The sequence below is a fragment of the Pantoea sp. GCM10028869 genome (assembly GCF_042666835.1).
Classification (GTDB): Bacteria; Pseudomonadota; Gammaproteobacteria; order Enterobacterales; family Enterobacteriaceae; genus Pantoea; species Pantoea leporis.
On sequence record NZ_JBHTGO010000002.1, the window covers coordinates 540,723 to 559,909 of the forward strand.

Genomic DNA, 19,187 nt, shown 5'->3' on the forward strand with positions numbered 1-19,187 from the left:
CCGTGGCAGATAGTTTTCAGCTGAAGGCGATCATCACGGCAGTGGATCAGTTATCAGGTCCACTGAAGGGGATGAGCAAAAACCTTAAAGGCTTTCAGAAGGAAGCCAAAGATATCATGGTCAGTGCGGCGGCTGTTGGCGTTGCGCTGACATCGGCGTTTTCCGTTCCGATTAGTCAGGCGATGGATTTCGAATCGCAGATGGCGGACGTTCGGAAAGTCGTTAATTTCGACACGCCACAGCAGTTTAAAGAGATGGGCGAAGACGTTCTCAAACTCTCGACTCAGCTGCCTATGGCAGCAAATGGAATCGCGCAGATCGTCGCAGCGGGCGGTCAGTCGGGCATCGCGCGTAAGGACCTGATGCAGTTCGCCAGTGATGCGGTGAAGATGGGGGTTGCATTCGACCAGACCGCAGAAGAGTCAGGACAGATGATGGCGCAATGGCGCACAGCGTTTAAATTAACGCAGAGTGACGTTGTTGTGCTAGCCGATAAAATCAACTATCTGGGGAATACCGGTCCGGCAAACGCGCAGAAAATCTCAGACATTGTCACACGCATAGGTCCACTTGGTGGCGTTGCTGGCGTGGCTTCGGGTGAAATCGCCGCAATGGGCGCAACTATTGCCGGTATGGGGGTAGAGTCAGAGATAGCCGCCACAGGCATCAAAAACTTTATGCTTTCATTAACTTCCGGAAAGTCAGCCACTTCCTCACAAAAGAAAGCGCTGAAATTTATCAAAATCGATCCTGCCCAGTTAGCAGCCGATATGCAGAAAGATTCACGCGCTGCGATGCTGAAGGTGCTGGATTCGCTGGCTAAGGTTCCCAAAGACAAACAGGCAGCAGTTATGAATGCGCTGTTTGGTAAGGAATCACTTGCCGCAATTGCGCCTTTACTGACTAACCTGGATTTACTGCGCACAAACTTTACGCGTGTTGCGGACGCTCAGCAGTATGCCGGTTCGATGCAAAAGGAGTATGAGTCGCGCGCGGCAACGACGTCGAACTCCGTTCAGCTGCTGAAGAATCAGTTCAGTGCCGCCAGTATTACCATTGGAGAAATGTTCCTTCCGGATATCGTTAAGCTGACGCAAAAGATACAGCCAATGATTGAGAAATTCCGGCAGTTTACTAAGGCAAACCCGGAGATGGTCAGGGGAACTTTCAAATTCGGGATTGCGCTGCTTGGCACCGCGTCTGCAATGGGTGTTGCTTCCAGAGCGATAAAGATTTTTGACTCAGTCATGAAGATGTCCACGATGGGTAAAGTTATTTCGCTCCTCGTTCTTGGCGGGAGTTTAATCGTCAGTAACTGGGATCAAATTGGGCCGGTAGTGAAATCCGTCTGGAAATATGTCAATGAAGTTGTTGAAGCAATGGGGGGCTGGGAAACAATACTTGCAGCCGTGAGCACACTTATGGTTGGCGCGTTTGCTGATAATACCGTTGGCACCCTTGAATCTGCATTGTCTACAGCATCTTCGCTTTCAGAAGTTCTGGGGCAGATTGCTTCACTCGGTGCGCTAACAGTCTCCATCGGCGTTGCTATTTATGTTTTTAAAAAACTGAATGACATTGCTGATTCCGTAACTAAAAAGGACGGTACAACATCATTCTGGGAATCGCTCAAAAATCGCTGGAATGCGGGTGGGTGGTATAACAACCAGCATGAGGGACCGGGTTATCAGTCTGCAGTGCCGTTATCGCGTCCAGAGCAGGGCGAACTCAAGGTCACTTTTGATAATGCGCCGCCAGGTATGCGTGTTGCTCCGGCGGGTAACTCACTACCCTGGCTAAACTATGATGTCGGCTATAACCGCTTTTCAAATCAGTAACCCGCTTCGGTGGGTTTTTTATTGCCCGGAGATCGCATGAGCTGGATTGATAACCTGCAGGATGCTTCGTTGCGTGGCGTGCCATTCAAGGTTGATGAGGATGAGGCTACTTTCGGTAGACGCGTCCAGGTGCATGAATATCCCAACCGCGATAAACCATGGGCTGAAGATATGGGGCGTGCAACGCGTCGCTTCAGCGTTCAGGCGTATCTGGTCGGTGATGACTATTTTGAACAGCGCAACAGGCTGATCGAGGCGGTTGAAAAGCCCGGTAGTTGCACGCTCGTTCATCCATTTTACGGTGAGATGACAGTCACCGTTACAGATGAAGTTCGCGTCAGCCATACCAAAGACGAAGGCCGCATGTGCCGCGTCAGCTTCAGCTTCATCGAATCAGGTGAACTGTCATTTCCAAAAGCCGGCATTGCAACCGGAGCGAAACTTACGGGCGCGGCAGCTCTGATGGACGATTTCCTGTCTTCTGCATTTGAGGCGTTTGGGCTCGATGGCTTGCCAGACTTCACGCAAAACGGGCTGCTGGATGATGCCACGGAGATGTTCGATACCGTTACCGATGCCATGCAGTACGTGGATTCGGGAATCAGTGCAGCATCCCGCCTGATGCAGGGTGATTTGTCTGTGCTACTGATGCCGCCATCCAGCGGTATGAGTTTTGTTAATCAGCTTCAGACCATGTGGCGCGCGGGAACCAAACTGACCGGCAATGTCACAGACATGATCTCAATGGTCAAAGGTCTCAGCGGTATCACACTCGATACCGGACTTGCTCCGCGCGGGGTCTGGAAAACAGACAGCGCCAGCACACAGGCCAGAACGGAGCAACGCAATTACGTTGCGCAGGCGATCCGTACTTCAGCGCTCAGTGAGGCGGTGAATACGGTGACGAATTTACCAAAGTCCACAGCATCAACCACGGTCACAACTGAGCAATCCTCCGCAGCTGTAATTGTGTCGCACCCAGCAGTAAATGATTTACTGGAAGATGATACAGCGGTGGGCGTTATCACCTCTACAGGAACGGATGCGGTTCCGTCCTGGGATGATCTTACCGAAGTACGAGACACGCTTAACACCGCCATCGATCAGGAGATGGTCCGTGTCACCGATGACGGGCTGTTTCTCGCGCTGCGGCAGGTACGCACCGCGCTGAATGAAGATATCACTTCGCGACTTGAGCAAACCTCCAGAACGGTTGAGCGCATACCGTCCGAAGTTTTACCCGCAGTCGTACTTGCTGCGGACTGGTACGACGATGCCGGGCGTGAATATGACATTACCGCGCGCAACGCCATCCGGCACCCCGGCTTTGTCCCGGTTAAAACCCTGAGAGTGCCCGTCCAGTGAATACAACCGTACTTCTTCGCGTTAATGGCCGTGAGTGGGGCGGGTGGACATCCGTTCGCATTGCGGCAGGTATAGAACGCATCGCAAGGGATTTCAACGTCCAGATTACCCGGTCTTGGCCGGGTGATGAATCACAGGTGAGTCGCCGCAGCCGCATTAAAAAGGGCGATAAGGTTGAAGTGCTTATAGGTGACGAACTGGTTATCACCGGATGGGTGGAAGCAACGCCTGTAAGGTATGACGCCAACAGCATCTCAATGGGTATCGTTGGCCGCAGTAAAACAGCAGACCTCGTCGATTGCTCAGCAACACCCTCGCAGTACAACGGACGTTCAATCGTTCAGGTTTCCGCAGACCTTGCCAGGCCGTTCAGTATCAACGTTGTGGATGCGGGCGGCGTGTCAGGCGTATTGCAGGGCGTTCAGGCCGACCAGGGTGAATCTGTTATGGATGTGCTGAATAAGATGCTGGGCCTGCAGCAGGCGCTGGCCTATGACAACGCGGCGGGTGATTTAGTCATAGGCGGTATTGGTACTGTCAGGGCTACTACCGCTTTAGTGCTGGGAGAAAACATCCTGACATGCGACAGCGAACAGAGCATCAAAGACCGCTTCAGCTCCTATCAGGTTTCAGGCATGCGCGCCGGAAACAACGACGATTTTGGTGAGGCAACGACTACGGCGATTCGTGGCACAGCGACCGATACCGGAATAGCCAGGTACAGGCCGTTGCTGGTCAGACAGACCGGTAATTCCACGTCAGGTACATGTGCAGAGCGCAGCGAATTCGAGATGCGCCAGCGCGCCGCAAGGACTGATGAAGTGACTTATACCGTTCAGGGCTGGCATCAGGGAGACGGTAAGCTTTGGCAGCCCAACATGCTGGTGGATGTATTCGATCCTGTTCTGGGCTTTGATAACCGTGAAATGGTGATCGCGGAGGTGACCTACCAGCAGGATGAATACGGCACCATCAGTGAGCTGCGTGTAGGCCCTGCAGATGCTTATCTTCCCGAGCCTGCCAGGCCCGGCAAACGTAAGAAAAAAACTGTAGTGGAGGATGACTTCTGATGGCTGGTCCACTCAATGCGCTTAATCGCGCACTATCAAACGTTCTCGCACGGGCGGTATTGCGCGGAATCGACACGGCCAGCAAGTGCCAGATGCTGGAGATCAGCATGCCAGGCGGTGAGGGCAAAAGTGATATTGAACATCTTGAGCCTTACGGCTTTACCTCAGCTGCACTGAGCGGCGCGGAGGCCGTTGCGGCTTACTTCGATGGTGATCGATCTCATGGGGTCGTGCTGGTTGTCGCAGATCGTCGCTACCGCCTGAAGGGTTTAGAGGGCGGAGAGGTTGCCATTTATGACGACGAGGCTAAGTCAGTGACACTCACCCGAACAGGGATCGTTGTGGATGGCGGCGGGAAACTCATTACTTTCAAAAATGCCCCCAAAGCACGTTTCGAAATGGACATCGAGGCAACCGGAAATATCACCGATAACTGTGATTCTAACGGTGTTTCCATGGCCCAGATGCGTGTGACCTATAACGGGCATAAGCATAAAGAAAACGGGGACGGCGGAGGCACTACGGATGCAACCTTGCAACAGATGGGTGGATCATGATCCTCACAATAAATGGCAGGCAGCAGTCGGTTTACCAGTTAACCGACCCGTTAACCCGCGCTGTGGTTATCTCACTTTTCACCTGGCGAAAAGCGGGTAAAGACGATACGCCCGAAGAGGTCAATGGCTGGTGGGGTGACACGTTCCCTACCGTTCAGAATGACCGAATCGGTTCCCGCCTTTATCTGCTTAAGCGCTCAAAATTGAGCAACCAAACGCCGCTGAAAGCCCGTGAATACATCGCAGAAGCGCTGCAGTGGCTCACGGCTGATGGTGTGGCTGCGCGGGTGGATGTCACAGCACAAAGGCTCGGCATCAATGCATTGTCAGCTTCCACGGTTATTCAGAAACAGGACGGCACAACCCTGACGCTTTCTTTCGATGATTTATGGAGTGAACTCAATGGCTGATAGCGGATTTTCCCGCCCAACACTCCCGCAGCTGATCACCGCAGTACGGAGCGATATTCTTACCCGCCTTGCGGCTGATTCAACACTGGCCGAATTACGCCGTACTGACGCCGAGGTATACAGCCGCGTTCTGGCAGCATCGGTTCATACTGTGTATGGCTACATAGATTATCTCGCACGCAATCTCCTTCCCGACCTTGCGGATGAAGACTGGCTTATTCGACACGGGAATATGAAGCGCGCCCCGCGCAAGGCAGCAACTTATGCGAGCGGCTATGTTCGCTGGGATGGCGTAACGGGCAGTACCGGCATTGATGCTGGTGTGACTATTCAGCGTGACGATCTGGTTTCATTCACCACGATTGCCAGCGCTACCCCTTCTGGAGGCGTACTTCGTGTGCCTGTCACTTGTGATAGGGCCGGCGTCACCGGCAACACTGATGACGGTATTACAATGAGGCTCACCAGCCCGATAAAGGGTTTGCCTTCGGCAGGAGTGGCCGACACCATTCAGGGTGGCACTGACATCGAAGACCTTGAGGTATGGCGCGCCAGAATCATTGAGCGATGGTATTACACGCCGCAGGGTGGAGCAGATGCCGATTATGAGGTGTGGGCAAAAGAGGTGGCTGGCGTAACCCGCGCATGGACCTACCGTCACTGGTCAGGTCGAGGCACGGTGGGCGTAATGCTGGCCAACAGCGATCTACATAATCCGATCCCGGATGCCGCTGTGGTGGCTGCAGTACAGGCTCATATCGAGCCGCTCGCCCCGATAGCAGGTTCAGACGTATACGCCTTCGCCGCAACACCACATGTTGTCAATTATCGCATCCGTCTGACACCTGATACTGAAGAAATCAGGCTGGCTGTAGAGGCGGAGATCAGAGCGATGAATCTCCGCGATGGTGTGCCTGAGGGGGCGCTTGAGCCTTCCCGAATCAGTGAAGCGATCAGCCTGGCTACCGGGGAATACAGCCACGTTTTGGTCAGCCCGACTAACGAGGTGCCAATCGCAAAAGGTGAAGTGGGCGTAGTGGGAGAATTCACATGGACCTGACAGCGCAGTACGAGCAGATGCTGGGTGCGCTGCTGCCACGTGGGCCAGCGTGGGATGGTGAAGAGCCGCTGCTACTGGGATTCGCTCCCGTAATGTCACGCGCACATCAACGCGCTGATGCACTGATGCTGGAAACGGACCCGCGTTCAGTGACAGAACTCATAGATCGCTACGAGGGCATCACTGGCTTGCCTGACAGCTGCACACCCTCGGGAACGCAGACGCTGCAGCAGCGCCGCCAGCGGCTGGATGCAAAGATAAATCTGGCTGGTGGAATAAACGAAGCATTTTACCGGGCACAACTTGACGCGCTGGGTTACACCGAAGCGACAATAACGCGCTACCCCAAGAGTAATTTCACCTGTGTATCTGACTGCACTGAGTCCCTGTACAGCGATGAGTGGCGTTATCACTGGCGAGTGAATATCCCAGCGGCTGCACAAATCAGCCCTATGACCTGCATAAGCAACTGTACGGACTCCATCCGTACATGGGGTGAAACCGTGGTCGAGTGTGTGTTTAACAAACTTGCCCCCTCTCATACCTACGTAATCTTCTTATACACGGAGTAATTCATGCATCGTATTGATACGTCTACCGCGCAGGTTGACAAATTTGGCTCGGGTAAAAATGGATTCACAGGCGGAAATCCTCAAACAGGAGTGCTTCCGACAGCACTGGATGCGGATTATTTCGATACTCTGCAGGAAGAGCTGGCGGGAGTAATTGAGGCAGCTGGGATTACATTAAATAAAGGTAGCAACATCCAGTTAACCGCAGCAATAAAAGCTCTTGTAGGTAGTGGTAGACTACTCAATGTTCAGACATTTACCAGTAGTGGCACTTATACACCTACCGCGGGTACAAAAAAACTATTTGTCGAAGTTCTTGGTGCTGGGGGAGGCGGCGGCGGGGTTTCAGCTACAGCGAGCGGTTATGTAGCGATCGCCGCAGGTGGCGGCGCGGGAGCATTTTGTTTTGGATGGAAACTAAATCCGGTTGCCACAGCAGTGACCGTTGGTGTTGGCGGAACCGGAGGTATCGGGAGCACGAATGCTAATGGTGGGGGCCTTGCTGGATCAGATGGCGGGGCTTCTTCATTTGGAACCATGATCTCGAATGGTGGAAAAGGTGGTCAAGGTAATGGCACCACTACTATCGCCGCCGGTACAACAACCCTTAAGGTTGGCGCGGAGGGTGGCACAGCATCAGGCGGTGATGTAAACATGAAGGGGAATGCTTCTCCTCTATCCATAGCAACTACAGCTGGAAATAGCGTATCAGGTTATGGCGCCCCAAGTGTTTTTGGCGGCGGTAATCCAGGTGGCTTTGGTGGCACCAGCTCAAGCGGTATTGATGCATCTACTCAAGGGGCTGGGGGTTCGGCGGCTTACTCATCACAGTCACCTTCTAACCTATTCAATGGCGGCAAAGGCGGTAATGGTATGGTAAGAATTTGGGAGTTCGCATAATGGGTTCATACGCACTTATAAAGTCTGGAAAAGTCCAAAATACAATAGTTTGGGATGGCCCCAAATCTTCCCCAATGGAATTTGGTGAGGGAATAGATTACATAAAAATCCCAGATGATGCGGGAACATTTCCGTCAACTGGTTGGCTCTTTGATGGCTCTATATTTACACCTCCACCAATTACTGACGAGGAAAGGGAAGCCAACCAACAGGCGGCGATTGCAGCTAACATTGCACTAAAGCAGTCATTAATGGAAGAAGCTAGCGGGATCATCAGCGTCCTGCAAGATGCTGTGGATCTTGATATGGCAACTGAAGAAGAAGCGTCCGAGTTGCCATCTTGGAAAAAATATCGCGTATTACTTAATCGAATTGATTCAGACACTCCTGCTGTGATTACCTGGCCGGATAAACCAAAAGCCTGATTACCAGTCTGAGAATTCAGTAATATTCCCGTCTTTTACTTTGACAATGTGTAAATAAAAAACATCGACGGCTTCTTCTGCAGAAAGGCGTCTCGGGATACTTTTGCTGGCGGTAATGGCATCCAGCGAAAGCTTCCTGAGCGTCCATACCTCAGCAGACTGCATCGAACCTGATGCCATAATCGTCTGAACACCCCACAAAAATAATTCCTGCTTTTTCATCTAAAATCCTTAATTATCAAAATTGGATAGCCAAAAGGCAGATTTAGGCTAAAGATTAACAGTAATGCACCTGCATTTGTGATCTGATCCATAAATATATATATTCAATGATTTTTGATTAAAATCTTTTGAAATTATATTCTCTCTTATTTCAAAGCCAGGATTAAAATCAACGTGAGGGAAATGACTTTTAACGTCATCCCTGCGAGTCATACTGCTTATCAGTAGATTTCCAGAATAATCAATGAAGACACTTAAAGGCTTCGCTTCTTGAGAGATTATCCATCCCCGTAAGTGAATTTCCCTGTTAGCTATTTTTAAATCATCAATAGAGTATTGATAGAAATTATCATTTGGCAACGCTGAAGCCATCTCTGCATAATAATCTATTCCCGGTTTCTCTCCAATCTTGTTGCTAACTTCAATGACCTTCTCTTCAAACAACATTTCAAAAATATCAATATGTGTGCTTATCCACTCTAAATACTCTTTTTTTGTTTCCACAGAGCAATCAGCAACGATTTTTGCCATTGTTTTTGATAAGACAAAAATGTTGTTAGGTATAAAGTAGTTGTTTAAGGAGTGAGTCACTCTAAGCTTAATATCATTTATTAATTTTTCGTCGTCTAATAAACTACCACCATTAAGAAAGTCATTGCTCAGGCGGGTTAGAACTTTGTCAAAGTTAAAAATTGCATCCCCGAAAATCAATCCCGGAATCCCCATAATCCAAGACTCAAAGCAAACTGAGCTATTTATTGATATTATGGCTTTTGCTCGCTTACTAAATAAAATGTAATCTTTTTGCTGCATTTCTGATGGAAGTATAAAAACGTTATCAGATAGGTTTTTAGCATATTCAACGGCTTCCAATTCTTTCACTAGATTGAATATTCTGTGAATGGCACCAGGATGCCTCTTTATGCACACATTAAAACCCAGAGCCAGTAACCGTGGTACGATTTCTTTTATGAAATGCGAGGGGTCTTTGTAAGATGAATGATTAATTGTATTCAAATCATCTGTAAGTTGAAGAGATACAATAACGTAATTATCAATAGGTTTTATTCTGTCTTCACTTACTTCATGATCAATAGGTTTTATTATGTCTTCACTTACTTCATGATCAAGATGTTTTATACAAGTAACATCTTTAGGAGCGCAAAAACTTTTTCCTTTGGAACTTTCAATAGTTGTATATGAGCCGAGTGTTGGATAAATTTCCTTAATGCTTAATGAGTTGCTTGACGAAAAGTCAGAACCCCATAAATAACTGTTTACACCATTTTGCGAGCACATGCCCAAATCAGTTAAAGAGGCATTTGCATTTGTACCGAATGGGTCGATCATCAAGGTTTCTTGATATGGTGCTCTAGTTGGACCAAGTTCCATATGAAGAACTTTTATACCATTTTTTGCGCAGAAATTTCTTACCGCTCCATTCTCTGACCACAATACTACATGTGTAAATTGGAATTTCTTAAAAGCTTTCCTAAGCATTGACTCATAAAAAATGGATAATACGCTAGTGCCTAAAACGATTCCATTTCTTACATTAATTTCTTGCTCATCCCATTTGTTGAGCAAATTTTTTATTTTTTGATCATCTTCACAATCTGGATAAATGAGGGATTCAGTAATTTTCTTCTCTATCTCGCTCTGAGAAATCCCTCTAAAAATATCTATGTGAAGGTTATTCTCAATCTGGGAGAAATGCTCAGACAATTCATTCAATACATATGGGTTGGAAAAAATTCTCCATTCAATATCAGAGAAATTAACATGTGAAGCCAATTCAAAGAACTTCATTGCGGGTGGGAGAAACTCGCTAAAGGTATTACGCAATGGATGTGGTTCAACATAAAATAATACTTTTTTCATTATAAAAAGCTCTCTTCCCAGATTTTAGCAACGTTATTAGCGCCAACTTTTTGCAAGGTTTTATCCAACTCATGTTGATAGGTGTCTTTACTAAACTGTTTCTTTAGTGAAATTTTCTCCCAGTCACTTTTAACATGGCACTTATCCAAATATAAAGAATCAAACCTATCAATGTCGGGTATGGCTGTAGCAATGACTCTGCATCCAAGAGGCATCGCCTCAAAAAATTTCAGACCACTTTTACAATTATTGAATTCATTTATCCCTAAAGGCGCAATTATAGTTTCAACATTTGCTTTGATGTAGGGGAGATGATTAAATGGAACAGTTTCCTGAACGTGGTCAATTCTATGAAAATACTGAGATAGGGAATAAGGTAATTTTAAGGGGCCAAGAATGAACAATCTTTCTTTTTTATTTTCTTTCAGAAAGTCAGCAATATAATTTGATATTTCATTAAAGTCAGCGTTGTGGCTCGCTGTTCCAGGGAAATATCCAAGCTTGTATTTTCTAGGCTTATTAAGATTGAAAAGTTTCGTAGATAAGTCTACGTATTCATCTTCAAGGGCATTAGAAATGACTTTAACATTTTTACCTTTAAATATTGAGCTTACTTTGTTGCTCAGTGGTGTTGTTGATAAACTGAAATTGTTGAATAATTCGCATGCGGCAGCATTTCTTGAAATGTAATTGGCCGTTCCCTTAACGTAAGGATCGCGTGTTTTTATTTCCGGAAGGCTTAAAATGTTAGTTACATCAAAAATTAGATCATCATAATCAGCAATAATCCGCTCGCTGCCATTATTTTTCAAAAGAAAATCAATGAATTTTTCGTTTTTTAAAAACGGTCGATGAAATACAATTTTGTCATATTGTCTGGCAATATCCATATTTTCTATGAATTCATCAAGTGTAATTACATCTGCTATATGACCTCTTTTGTTCAGAGCGTATGCTATGTTAAAGCAGCGATATCTTGTTGACGGATCAAGAAACGGCCTTTCGACTGACAAAGTTTGTCCAACAAAGAGTATTTTATTCGATTTCATCTTATATTTTTCTCTCCCGAAGTAGATTATTTAAATTTAAATAGCAAATTCCATGCGCTGTCTAATATTTGAACTGGATTTTATGGAAGTAGTCACGGCATGTAATCAATGGCAAAGATTCGTGCAAAAATCATGACGATCTTGGCAGGCTGCAGGTTAAGTTGCTCAAGAGTAGCTAATTAGGGCGGTAGCATCAAATAATTCTCCATCCCAACGGCCCCTTTACAAAAAATGTACGACTTCACCCTGATAGTCCATTAGTGAAAGGGGCTGTGTTTACGTACAGTGGTATAAGTACTCTATGTTTATCGATGGAATAAACATCTAAATAGAAAGAGCATATAGCTTAGGCTAGACCTTAAGCATCACCGATGCTGCGATTTGCCTCCCGACAATCCAATGAGCTTGCTGAGTACGTTTATCATTAGAACCTGGAGAGGGCGAAAATGTTTCGATCAGCTGTGTACATTTCAGACCTCCAAAGTGGCTAACGACCACAAAATCAACTCCTACGACTACGGCATTGATAGATGCTCAAACTCCGCTGTCATCTGATGGTTTAGGTTATGCAATAGTCCTCTTAGACTTGCCGCAAGAATAGATACTTGCTATCTAGTGCCTTCCAAATGTTTCGCCCATCAACCCAGCGCAACTCATGTGTAATGAAAGATGCCATACAAAGAGTATTAAGATAAGATACAAGCAAAGTCATTCGGAGTGAATAATCGTATGCGTGATATTATCGTCGGACCATCGCACGTTGTTAGATTGGAGCATCTTTACAAAAATGAAGTAATTAAAAACACCTCAAGAGGTGTTGTTTTCATTGGAAGAGGTGGCGCACCTACTTGGAGCAAGCAGTTATTTGAATTGTTTGTGAAAACGAGGGGAAGGAATGACAAATTACATCTTATTATCGGCGATTTTAGGTTTGGTAACAGCATTATCGAAGATGCGTTGGATATTGATAATAGTAAAATAAATCACATTAATGTGACTGGTCGCTTGATAAGCTTTGAGAATGACCTGTTGATGGCTAATCATTTCATTCGTGGGCTTTCAAAATGGATGGAAATGAGTGATGACATTAACTTCATCCCTTGGACTATAATTATGAGGCGATCTGATAATATCATTAAACACAGTCACGTGGATGAAAAGGGAAATTATAAGCACCCTCAAATTGATGAAGTTGATATTTTAGAGAAATTTTGTGATCCCAGATTTATCAAATGCTTAGAAATACCCGTAGATAAAATGTGTCAGTTTTATATAGATGGTGACCTGCACCCATCAACTTTAGGCTATATGTTTATATTGGATATGATAAAAAAACATGACCCCTATGAATCTATTAATTCTTCAATTATGAAGCTTAGCTCAATGTTAAGTGATTTTTTGAATAAGATAAAAATCAAAAAAACAATATTGATAACTGGAGACAGTGTTGCTTTATCAACTCTATCAAAGGTCATTCCTTTTAATAAACCTGGGTTTGATAAATTCAAGAGTTGCTCATATTCTGATTATGAATCTAACTTTAAAGATTTAAAGCATGATATGATTGTTATTGAATTGCTATCACTTGAATCAAGTAAAATAAAAAGCGCTGATAGGGTGCCTGCTTCAATAAAGTTTCCATGGGATTATCTGGGATTTGAAACCATCTCTAAAAGACATGTTGATTTGCATAGGCTAAAGCCAACTGACATGTCTTTAGAAGGATACAAAGATATTGATTATTTTGTGGAGTTAGATCAAGAATCAATATTTGATATAGGTGAACGCCTTACTCCTACCATTAAGGGAATGTTATTCATAATTTCACTTGCGTCAAACTTAGATTATAAAAAGAAAAATAAGATTTTAGAAGAAACTTTGACTGATATATTTTTTTCGGAATCAAAAGCAGAGCCACGTAATAATCTTTTGAAAGGTTTATTTGATAAGCTTTTTAAGAATATGCGTTGAGCTTAACGTTTCTTTCAGTATTTAAGGTGGGCTGAGAAGTGCGCCCATCTAAAAATCCTTACGTACCAATCCCTTCGCAAAAATCACCATCAATCGACTTGATCGATCCTTCGGATTAATATTACTGTATTTATATACAGTATCTATCAGGGAGGGAGATGACCATGCCCCGCGACTACGAAATCAAAGACGCCTTCAGGTTCGCAATCAAGCGCGATGCCGCTGGCCGCTACACCGTCAGCACGCTGGACTTTTGCAGTGAACTGAAGCGCCTGAACTGGCATTACACGCCACGGCAAGCCAACAACTGGATCGAGGCTCACAAATCAGTATTCCGAGATATTTCAACTTCGGAAGGTGAAGAGCGCGTGTTTCAGGTATTCAATCCAAATGGCGGCATGTGATGTTTGCGCTCGTTGACGTGAACTCATTTTACGCCAGTTGTGAGACGGTGTTCAGGCCTGATTTGCGCGGCAAGCCGGTTCTGGTGTTGAGCAACAACGACGGCTGCGTCATCGCCCGAAGCGCCGAAGTGAAAGAGCTGAAAATCCCGATGGGTGCGCCTTACTTCAAGCTGAAGGATGAAATCCGCAGACACAAGATTCACGTGTTCAGCAGCAACTATGCGCTGTACGCCGACATGAGCAACCGGGTGATGACCATTCTCGAAGATATGGCCCCGTCGGTTGAGGTCTATTCAATTGATGAGGCATTCATGGACGTCACCGGACTGGACAGATTGCAGTCATTCGATGAACTCGGCCGAAAGGTGAGAGCGCGAATAAAGCAGGAGGCGCACCTAACTGTTGGCGTTGGCATCGCACAGACAAAGACATTGGCGAAGCTGGCTAACCATGCTGCAAAAAAGTGGACGAAGACCGGCGGCGTGCTTGACCTGTCGGACGTTGAGCGCCAGCGTAAGCTTATGGCGCTGATTGACGTAGAGGATGTATGGGGGGTAGGAAGGCAAATCGCCAAACGGCTAAAAATCATGGGTGTTAACACAGCCCTAGATTTAGCGAACAGCCCCATCAAGCTGATGCGCGATAACTTCACTGTCGTAATGGAAAGAACCATCCGTGAGCTGCGCGGCGAGCCATGCCTCGAGCTGGAAGAGTTCGCGCCGACTAAGCAGCAGATTGTCTGCTCACGTTCATTTGGTTCGCGCATTACTGAATATGAGGACATGAGGCAGGCGGTTTGCTCTTATGCTGAGCGCGCTGCTGAGAAGCTGAGAAGGGAGCGCCAGTATTGCAGTCAGGTAGCGGTGTTCGTTCGAACAAGTCCCCATGCAGAAGGCGAAGTGTTCTATGGCAACCAGGCCATGGGCAGACTCCTAACTCCAACAAATGACACGCGAGAAATAATACGCGTTGCCATGCAGGGGCTCGACCACATATGGCGAGACGGCTGCCGGTATATGAAAGCAGGCGTGATGCTGGGCGACTTCTATAGTCATGGCGTGTCTCAGCTCAATCTCTTTGACGAATTCAAACCACAGGCCAACAGCGAATCGCTGATGCGTGTCGTCGATGGTCTCAACCAGAGCGGGAAGGGGAAATTATGGTTTGCAGGACAGGGTATCCAGAAATCCTGGGAGATGAAGCGCGAAATGTTGTCGCCGGCATACACCACCAGACTGTCAGACCTGCCAGTGGCGAAGTGACGTTTTTGCTTCAGCCGCTGCAGCACATCCTGTCTACGCGTGAGACTTCCAGCATGGTGGAGCTGAACGGCCGCCGGTGCATAATCGATAAGCAGCGCTACCCGGTAAACGGTGACACGGTGCTGATTGATATGTCAGGCATGTATGAGTGGGCGATGATCATGATTTATCCGCGGCGCCTGATAACCGACGATGGCGCATTCCTGATGGATGACCTGCTGGAAGATATTGCAGTGGTCGGAGTGGTGACGCATGAAATCACGACCATGTATGGCGAGGATGATTTGCCGATTTAAGAAAAAAGCCCGGAAGTGGTGGCTAACCGGGCTTGCACTATCCTGTGCCAAAAATTTCCAATGGAGTTGAGTCGTCAATACAGGGAAGTAGAAGCGACAATTTGATAATAGGATGGTACTTAGGAATAGCTAGCGAAGCGGTAAGCAAATCGGAAAATGCTTCATAATATCAAGATGCAGAATCACATAAGTGTTTGATAAATGGAGTGCGATTATTGAACTTATTTTATGAAAATAAAGGTTAATACATTGTTTTACATGTTGAAAACGCCTGATTTAAAATCCCTCGGCTTATGGCTGTGCGGGTTCAAGTCCCGCCCCGGGCACCATATTTGCAGTCGATAAAACGAATAAAATAAAGCAATAAGCAGTAATGTCGTAACCGCCTAAGGGCGGTTTTTTTGTTTTTGTTCACCTTTCTATGCGCAAGTTCTATTGCATACTGTAACGCTGCTCAATCCATTACCTCTCAAAATTAAACATTGCTGTTCTCAAAACACCTCCTTTGCTGTAACGCCCTAAATGGGCTACAAATGCCTGGCGAATCATAATTTTTCTTAACTTTTGCGAATTCATATCAGCAAGATTGAAAACCTTCTTTCTTGGGTGTAATGTTTCTATTTGTAACGTTTTGTTTAATCTTATTCGACATAACTACCAAGGAGTTAGGGTGGAAAACTTCACTGCAAAATTAGCTTCGCACGCAAACCATGTAGCAACGATGGGCCAGTTCTGCACCACTGAAGAGACAACAAAGCAAGCTTTGATAATGCCTCTTTTAGATATTCTTGGATTCACACCTTATGATCCTACAAAAGTTAAAGCGGAATATTACGCAGACTTCGTCGGTGTTAAGGCTAATGAGAGAGTAGATTATGCTCTCTTCTGCCAGGGTGTTCCGGTGATGTTTATTGAAGCGAAGGGATTCAACGAACAGATTGAAAATCATTGCCCTCAACTTTCAAGGTATTTCAATTCAACACCTGAAGTGACAGTCTCGGCTATAACTAATGGCAAAGAGTGGCGGTTTTTTACTGATCTAAAGCAGAAAAACATCATGGATCATAAACCCTTTCTTACTATTAAAATTGATTCATTATCTGACTCAGATATTCAGCAGCTTTTTAGATTCCGTTATGACAAATTTAAACCAGAAGCATTGAGAACGCTTGCCGAAGAGAGTGTGTATCTTAGTGCTTTCACTAAAACTATCAGAGCGAGTCTAAGAGATGTCGATAGTGAATTTGTCAGGTATGTTGCTTCAAGATCAAATATTGAGCGGCAGTTAAATCAAAGATTTCTGGATTCGATAACGCCTTTAGTTAAGCTGGCTGTTGAGAAGTCTGTAAGTGACATGGTTGTGTCTGGTCTTTCTACATCGAAGAAAGAGCTGGCTTCCGAGGAGGTTGAGGAAGAGGTTCAAACCGAGCTAGCTAAGCAGCCTGAAAACATAATCGACCCAGACAATCCAAATATCATAACCACAGCTATCGAACTCGATATGTTTGAGAAAGTAAAAAGCATCGTGGGAAGTGAAGCTGACATCAGATATAAAGATACAGAGTCTTATTTCGGCATTCTTTTTGAGGGTAAGACAACAAGATGGATAATTCGGTTCTACGATAAAAAAAGCTCATATGTTAACTTCCCTATTGAGCTTAATGACCTGCAAAAAAATGAGATCAAAAGGGCTCGATTAGAGTTTGATGGAAAGCGACTAACTATTAATGAACCTAGCGATATATTACGCATATCCGGAGTAATTATGGATTGCTATGAATTTGTTAAAGATGACGATAATTTCAAACGGGCCAAATTAGAAAGCGAAGCCAATCAGGAATAACCTGCGTGATATATTGTATAAGATAGAATTATATTCTCGTGCAATTTATTAAAGGGCAACAATCTAGCCAATACGTTAGGTATGCGGAGAATACGTTATAACATTCTCCGCAGTTTTAATAGGAATATTCTGGCTGCAAAGCCGGGCAAGTCATTACGATTGCGGTTGTCCCACCGGACCTGCACCTTCGCTGGCACCCGGCACCGGTTGGTTACTTGGCGCATGTGGGCGCCCATCGTTGCCGACCGCATCACTCTTGTGCATACAACCCGCCAGCGATACCAAGGTTAACGTCACCAATGCTGCTTTTGCTAAAACGTTCATCTGCTGCTCCTTATAATTAAGCGATTGAGTAACCAATCCCAAAGAGATCAAAGGATTGACCATGAGCTAAGCAAAGTCAGTGACAGCAAATTTCGCAAGCGAAGCGCGGCAGTAACCATAAAAAACGCCGGATTTCCGGCGTTTTTCGTCTCAATCCTAATATTTCTATCCCAGATTGCCACTCAGCCGCTCGCGGAAATCGCTGCTGCGGTTATCCAGCCCGATAAAGGTGACGTTCGCTCCATGGCGCTGATAGCGATATTCGATAGCATCAAGGGCCGCCACGCTGGAAGCGTCCCAAATCTGCGCATGCGTCAAATCGATGGTGACAGTTTTTGGATCGTGGCCGTAATTGAAGTGTTCAAACAAATCATTGCTGCTACCAAAGAACAGCGGGCCGCGCACGGTGTAATTGACCTGTTGGCCATCCTCGCTCAGCTGGCGTTCAGCGTGAATGACGTGAGCGATGCGGCGTGCGAACAGCATCATCGCCAGAATCACACCAACCAGCACGCCAATCGCCAGGTTGCCGGTCCACACGGTGACAGCCACCGTCAGCACCATCACAAAGGTTTCCGACCACGGCATGCGTTTCAGCGTAGCCGGATGCAGGCTGTGCCAGTTCACGGTTTTCACCGCTACCACCATCATAATGCCCGCCAGTACTACCATCGGGATCTGTGCCATAATCTGGCTCAGTCCGGTCACTAATAACAGCAGCACGATACCCGCCGCGACCGTAGAAACACGCGTACGTGCTTTGCCCAGCTCGACGTTAACGATGGTTTGGCCAATCATCGCGCAACCGGCGATACCGCCATAGAAGCCCGCAAGAATATTGCCGACGCCCAGCGCCCAGGATTCGCGGCGTTTAGCGGAAGGCGTATCGGTGATGTCATCCACCAGTTTGGCGGTCAGCAACGATTCCATCAAACCCACAAAGGCGATGCTCAAAGCGGTGGGCCAGATGATTTGCAGCGTGTGCAGATTGATTGGCACCAGCAGCGTAGTGAAGCCTGGCAGACCGGCGGTCATTGGCCCTTCATCGCCCACGTTCGGTACGCGATAGCCAAGCACCAACGCGACCGCCGTCACTACCACAATCGCCACCAGCGGTGAAGGGACGCTTTTCAGCACTTTCGGTAGCAGCAGCACGATGGCCAGCGTAACGGCGAATAGCACCCACACCAACGCGGATTGTCCCCAAACGTGCGGGACCTGCGCAAAGAAGATCAGGATGCCGAGGGCGTTAACGAAGCCGATCATCACCGAACGCGGGATATAGCGCATCATGCGCGACAACCCAGCGAGCCCAAAGATAATCTGGATAATGCCGCCCATAATCACCGCCGGCAGGATGTATTCAACGCCGTGCGCATGCACCATTGGGCCGATCACCAGCGCCACCGAACCGGCCGCTGCGGTGACCATCGCCGGACGACCGCCCAGAATCGACAGCGTCAGGCACAGCACCACCGAGGCAACAAGGCTGACTTTAGGATCGACACCGGCAATCACGGAGAAGGAGATAACTTCCGGGATCAGCGCCAGCGCGGTAATAATGCCGGCCAGACACTCGCGGGTTAGCAGGGCAGGCGAACGTAAAACGCGCCCCACAGTGATATCGCTCTCCACCGCAGTGGTGCGCTCAGTTGGTTGACTCATAAATTGTGCAGGCTCTTTTATTATTGTGCGCATACCGTCGCGGTACGGCAGTAACCAGTTAGGATTTTCCGAG

Annotated in this window: 19 protein-coding genes; 14 read left to right on the forward strand and 5 right to left on the reverse strand. The window is 46.9% G+C overall.

Annotated elements, in window-relative coordinates; all coding sequences use genetic code 11:
• The first annotated feature begins 2 nt into the window (after positions 1-2).
• Genes ACFQW4_RS06820 through ACFQW4_RS06860 form a run of 9 tightly spaced genes read left to right on the forward strand, consistent with a single transcriptional unit; the run spans position 3 to position 8,197 of the window.
• Positions 3-1,838, forward strand: coding sequence for a phage tail tape measure protein (locus ACFQW4_RS06820; RefSeq protein ID WP_377724496.1), 1,836 nt, complete (start codon positions 3-5; stop codon positions 1,836-1,838).
• A gap of 36 nt (positions 1,839-1,874) precedes the next feature.
• Positions 1,875-3,203: a DNA circularization protein gene (locus tag ACFQW4_RS06825; RefSeq protein WP_377724498.1), complete on the forward strand. Its 1,329-nt coding sequence runs from the start codon at positions 1,875-1,877 to the stop codon at positions 3,201-3,203.
• Entirely contained in the window at positions 3,200-4,273 is a 1,074-nt protein-coding gene (locus ACFQW4_RS06830) for a phage baseplate assembly protein (RefSeq protein ID WP_377724500.1), read from the forward strand. Before ACFQW4_RS06825 ends, ACFQW4_RS06830 begins: the two co-directional genes overlap by 4 nt.
• Positions 4,273-4,830, forward strand: coding sequence for a phage baseplate assembly protein (locus tag ACFQW4_RS06835; protein WP_377724502.1), 558 nt, complete (start codon positions 4,273-4,275; stop codon positions 4,828-4,830). Before ACFQW4_RS06830 ends, ACFQW4_RS06835 begins: the two co-directional genes overlap by 1 nt.
• A complete protein-coding gene (locus ACFQW4_RS06840; protein WP_377724504.1) occupies positions 4,827-5,240 on the forward strand; it encodes a phage GP46 family protein in 414 nt (137 codons plus the stop codon). Before ACFQW4_RS06835 ends, ACFQW4_RS06840 begins: the two co-directional genes overlap by 4 nt.
• Positions 5,233-6,300, forward strand: coding sequence for a baseplate J/gp47 family protein (locus ACFQW4_RS06845; RefSeq protein WP_377724506.1), 1,068 nt, complete (start codon positions 5,233-5,235; stop codon positions 6,298-6,300). The genes ACFQW4_RS06840 and ACFQW4_RS06845 overlap by 8 nt, the downstream gene beginning before the upstream one ends.
• Complete coding sequence (locus tag ACFQW4_RS06850) at positions 6,291-6,872, forward strand: YmfQ family protein (RefSeq protein WP_377724508.1); 582 nt, start codon at positions 6,291-6,293, stop codon at positions 6,870-6,872. The genes ACFQW4_RS06845 and ACFQW4_RS06850 overlap by 10 nt, the downstream gene beginning before the upstream one ends.
• Positions 6,873-6,875: 3 nt before the next feature.
• Positions 6,876-7,772: a glycine-rich domain-containing protein gene (locus ACFQW4_RS06855; RefSeq protein ID WP_377724510.1), complete on the forward strand. Its 897-nt coding sequence runs from the start codon at positions 6,876-6,878 to the stop codon at positions 7,770-7,772.
• A complete protein-coding gene (locus tag ACFQW4_RS06860; RefSeq protein WP_377724512.1) occupies positions 7,772-8,197 on the forward strand; it encodes a tail fiber assembly protein in 426 nt (141 codons plus the stop codon). The genes ACFQW4_RS06855 and ACFQW4_RS06860 overlap by 1 nt, the downstream gene beginning before the upstream one ends.
• On the opposite strand, the gene ACFQW4_RS06865 is transcribed toward ACFQW4_RS06860, so the two are convergent.
• The 3 genes from ACFQW4_RS06865 to ACFQW4_RS06875 are packed head-to-tail and all read right to left on the reverse strand — an operon-like array spanning position 8,198 to position 11,349.
• Positions 8,198-8,419, reverse strand: a complete 222-nt coding sequence (locus ACFQW4_RS06865; RefSeq protein ID WP_377724514.1) for a hypothetical protein — start codon at positions 8,417-8,419, stop codon at positions 8,198-8,200.
• A gap of 48 nt (positions 8,420-8,467) precedes the next feature.
• A complete protein-coding gene (locus tag ACFQW4_RS06870; protein WP_377724516.1) occupies positions 8,468-10,300 on the reverse strand; it encodes a hypothetical protein in 1,833 nt (610 codons plus the stop codon).
• Positions 10,300-11,349: a hypothetical protein gene (locus tag ACFQW4_RS06875; protein ID WP_377724518.1), complete on the reverse strand. Its 1,050-nt coding sequence runs from the start codon at positions 11,347-11,349 to the stop codon at positions 10,300-10,302. The genes ACFQW4_RS06870 and ACFQW4_RS06875 overlap by 1 nt, the downstream gene beginning before the upstream one ends.
• A 729-nt stretch (positions 11,350-12,078) precedes the next feature.
• Here ACFQW4_RS06875 and ACFQW4_RS06880 point away from each other — a divergent pair.
• The 5 genes from ACFQW4_RS06880 to ACFQW4_RS06900 all read left to right on the forward strand — a co-directional run bounded on the left by ACFQW4_RS06880 (position 12,079) and on the right by ACFQW4_RS06900 (position 17,125).
• Entirely contained in the window at positions 12,079-13,320 is a 1,242-nt protein-coding gene (locus tag ACFQW4_RS06880) for a hypothetical protein (RefSeq protein WP_377724520.1), read from the forward strand.
• 164 nt (positions 13,321-13,484) lie between these two features.
• The gene (locus ACFQW4_RS06885) at positions 13,485-13,724 is read left to right on the forward strand and encodes a DNA polymerase V (protein WP_377724701.1); all 240 of its coding nucleotides are present in this window, start codon (positions 13,485-13,487) and stop codon (positions 13,722-13,724) included.
• Positions 13,724-14,986 carry a translesion error-prone DNA polymerase V subunit UmuC gene (umuC, locus tag ACFQW4_RS06890; RefSeq protein WP_377724521.1) on the forward strand — a complete coding sequence of 421 codons (1,263 nt, stop codon included), beginning with the start codon at positions 13,724-13,726 and terminating at the stop codon, positions 14,984-14,986. The genes ACFQW4_RS06885 and umuC overlap by 1 nt, the downstream gene beginning before the upstream one ends.
• Entirely contained in the window at positions 14,983-15,282 is a 300-nt protein-coding gene (locus ACFQW4_RS06895; RefSeq protein WP_377724523.1) for a hypothetical protein, read from the forward strand. Before umuC ends, ACFQW4_RS06895 begins: the two co-directional genes overlap by 4 nt.
• 670 nt (positions 15,283-15,952) lie before the next feature.
• Positions 15,953-17,125, forward strand: coding sequence for a type I restriction endonuclease (locus tag ACFQW4_RS06900; protein WP_336767414.1), 1,173 nt, complete (start codon positions 15,953-15,955; stop codon positions 17,123-17,125).
• Positions 17,126-17,278: 153 nt separating this feature from the next.
• Here the strand turns inward: ACFQW4_RS06900 and ACFQW4_RS06905 are convergent, their stop codons facing one another.
• A complete protein-coding gene (locus tag ACFQW4_RS06905; protein ID WP_167391169.1) occupies positions 17,279-17,449 on the reverse strand; it encodes a hypothetical protein in 171 nt (56 codons plus the stop codon).
• Positions 17,450-17,614: 165 nt separating this feature from the next.
• Complete coding sequence (locus ACFQW4_RS06910) at positions 17,615-19,114, reverse strand: SulP family inorganic anion transporter (RefSeq protein WP_377724524.1); 1,500 nt, start codon at positions 19,112-19,114, stop codon at positions 17,615-17,617.
• Positions 19,115-19,187 lie beyond the last annotated feature (73 nt).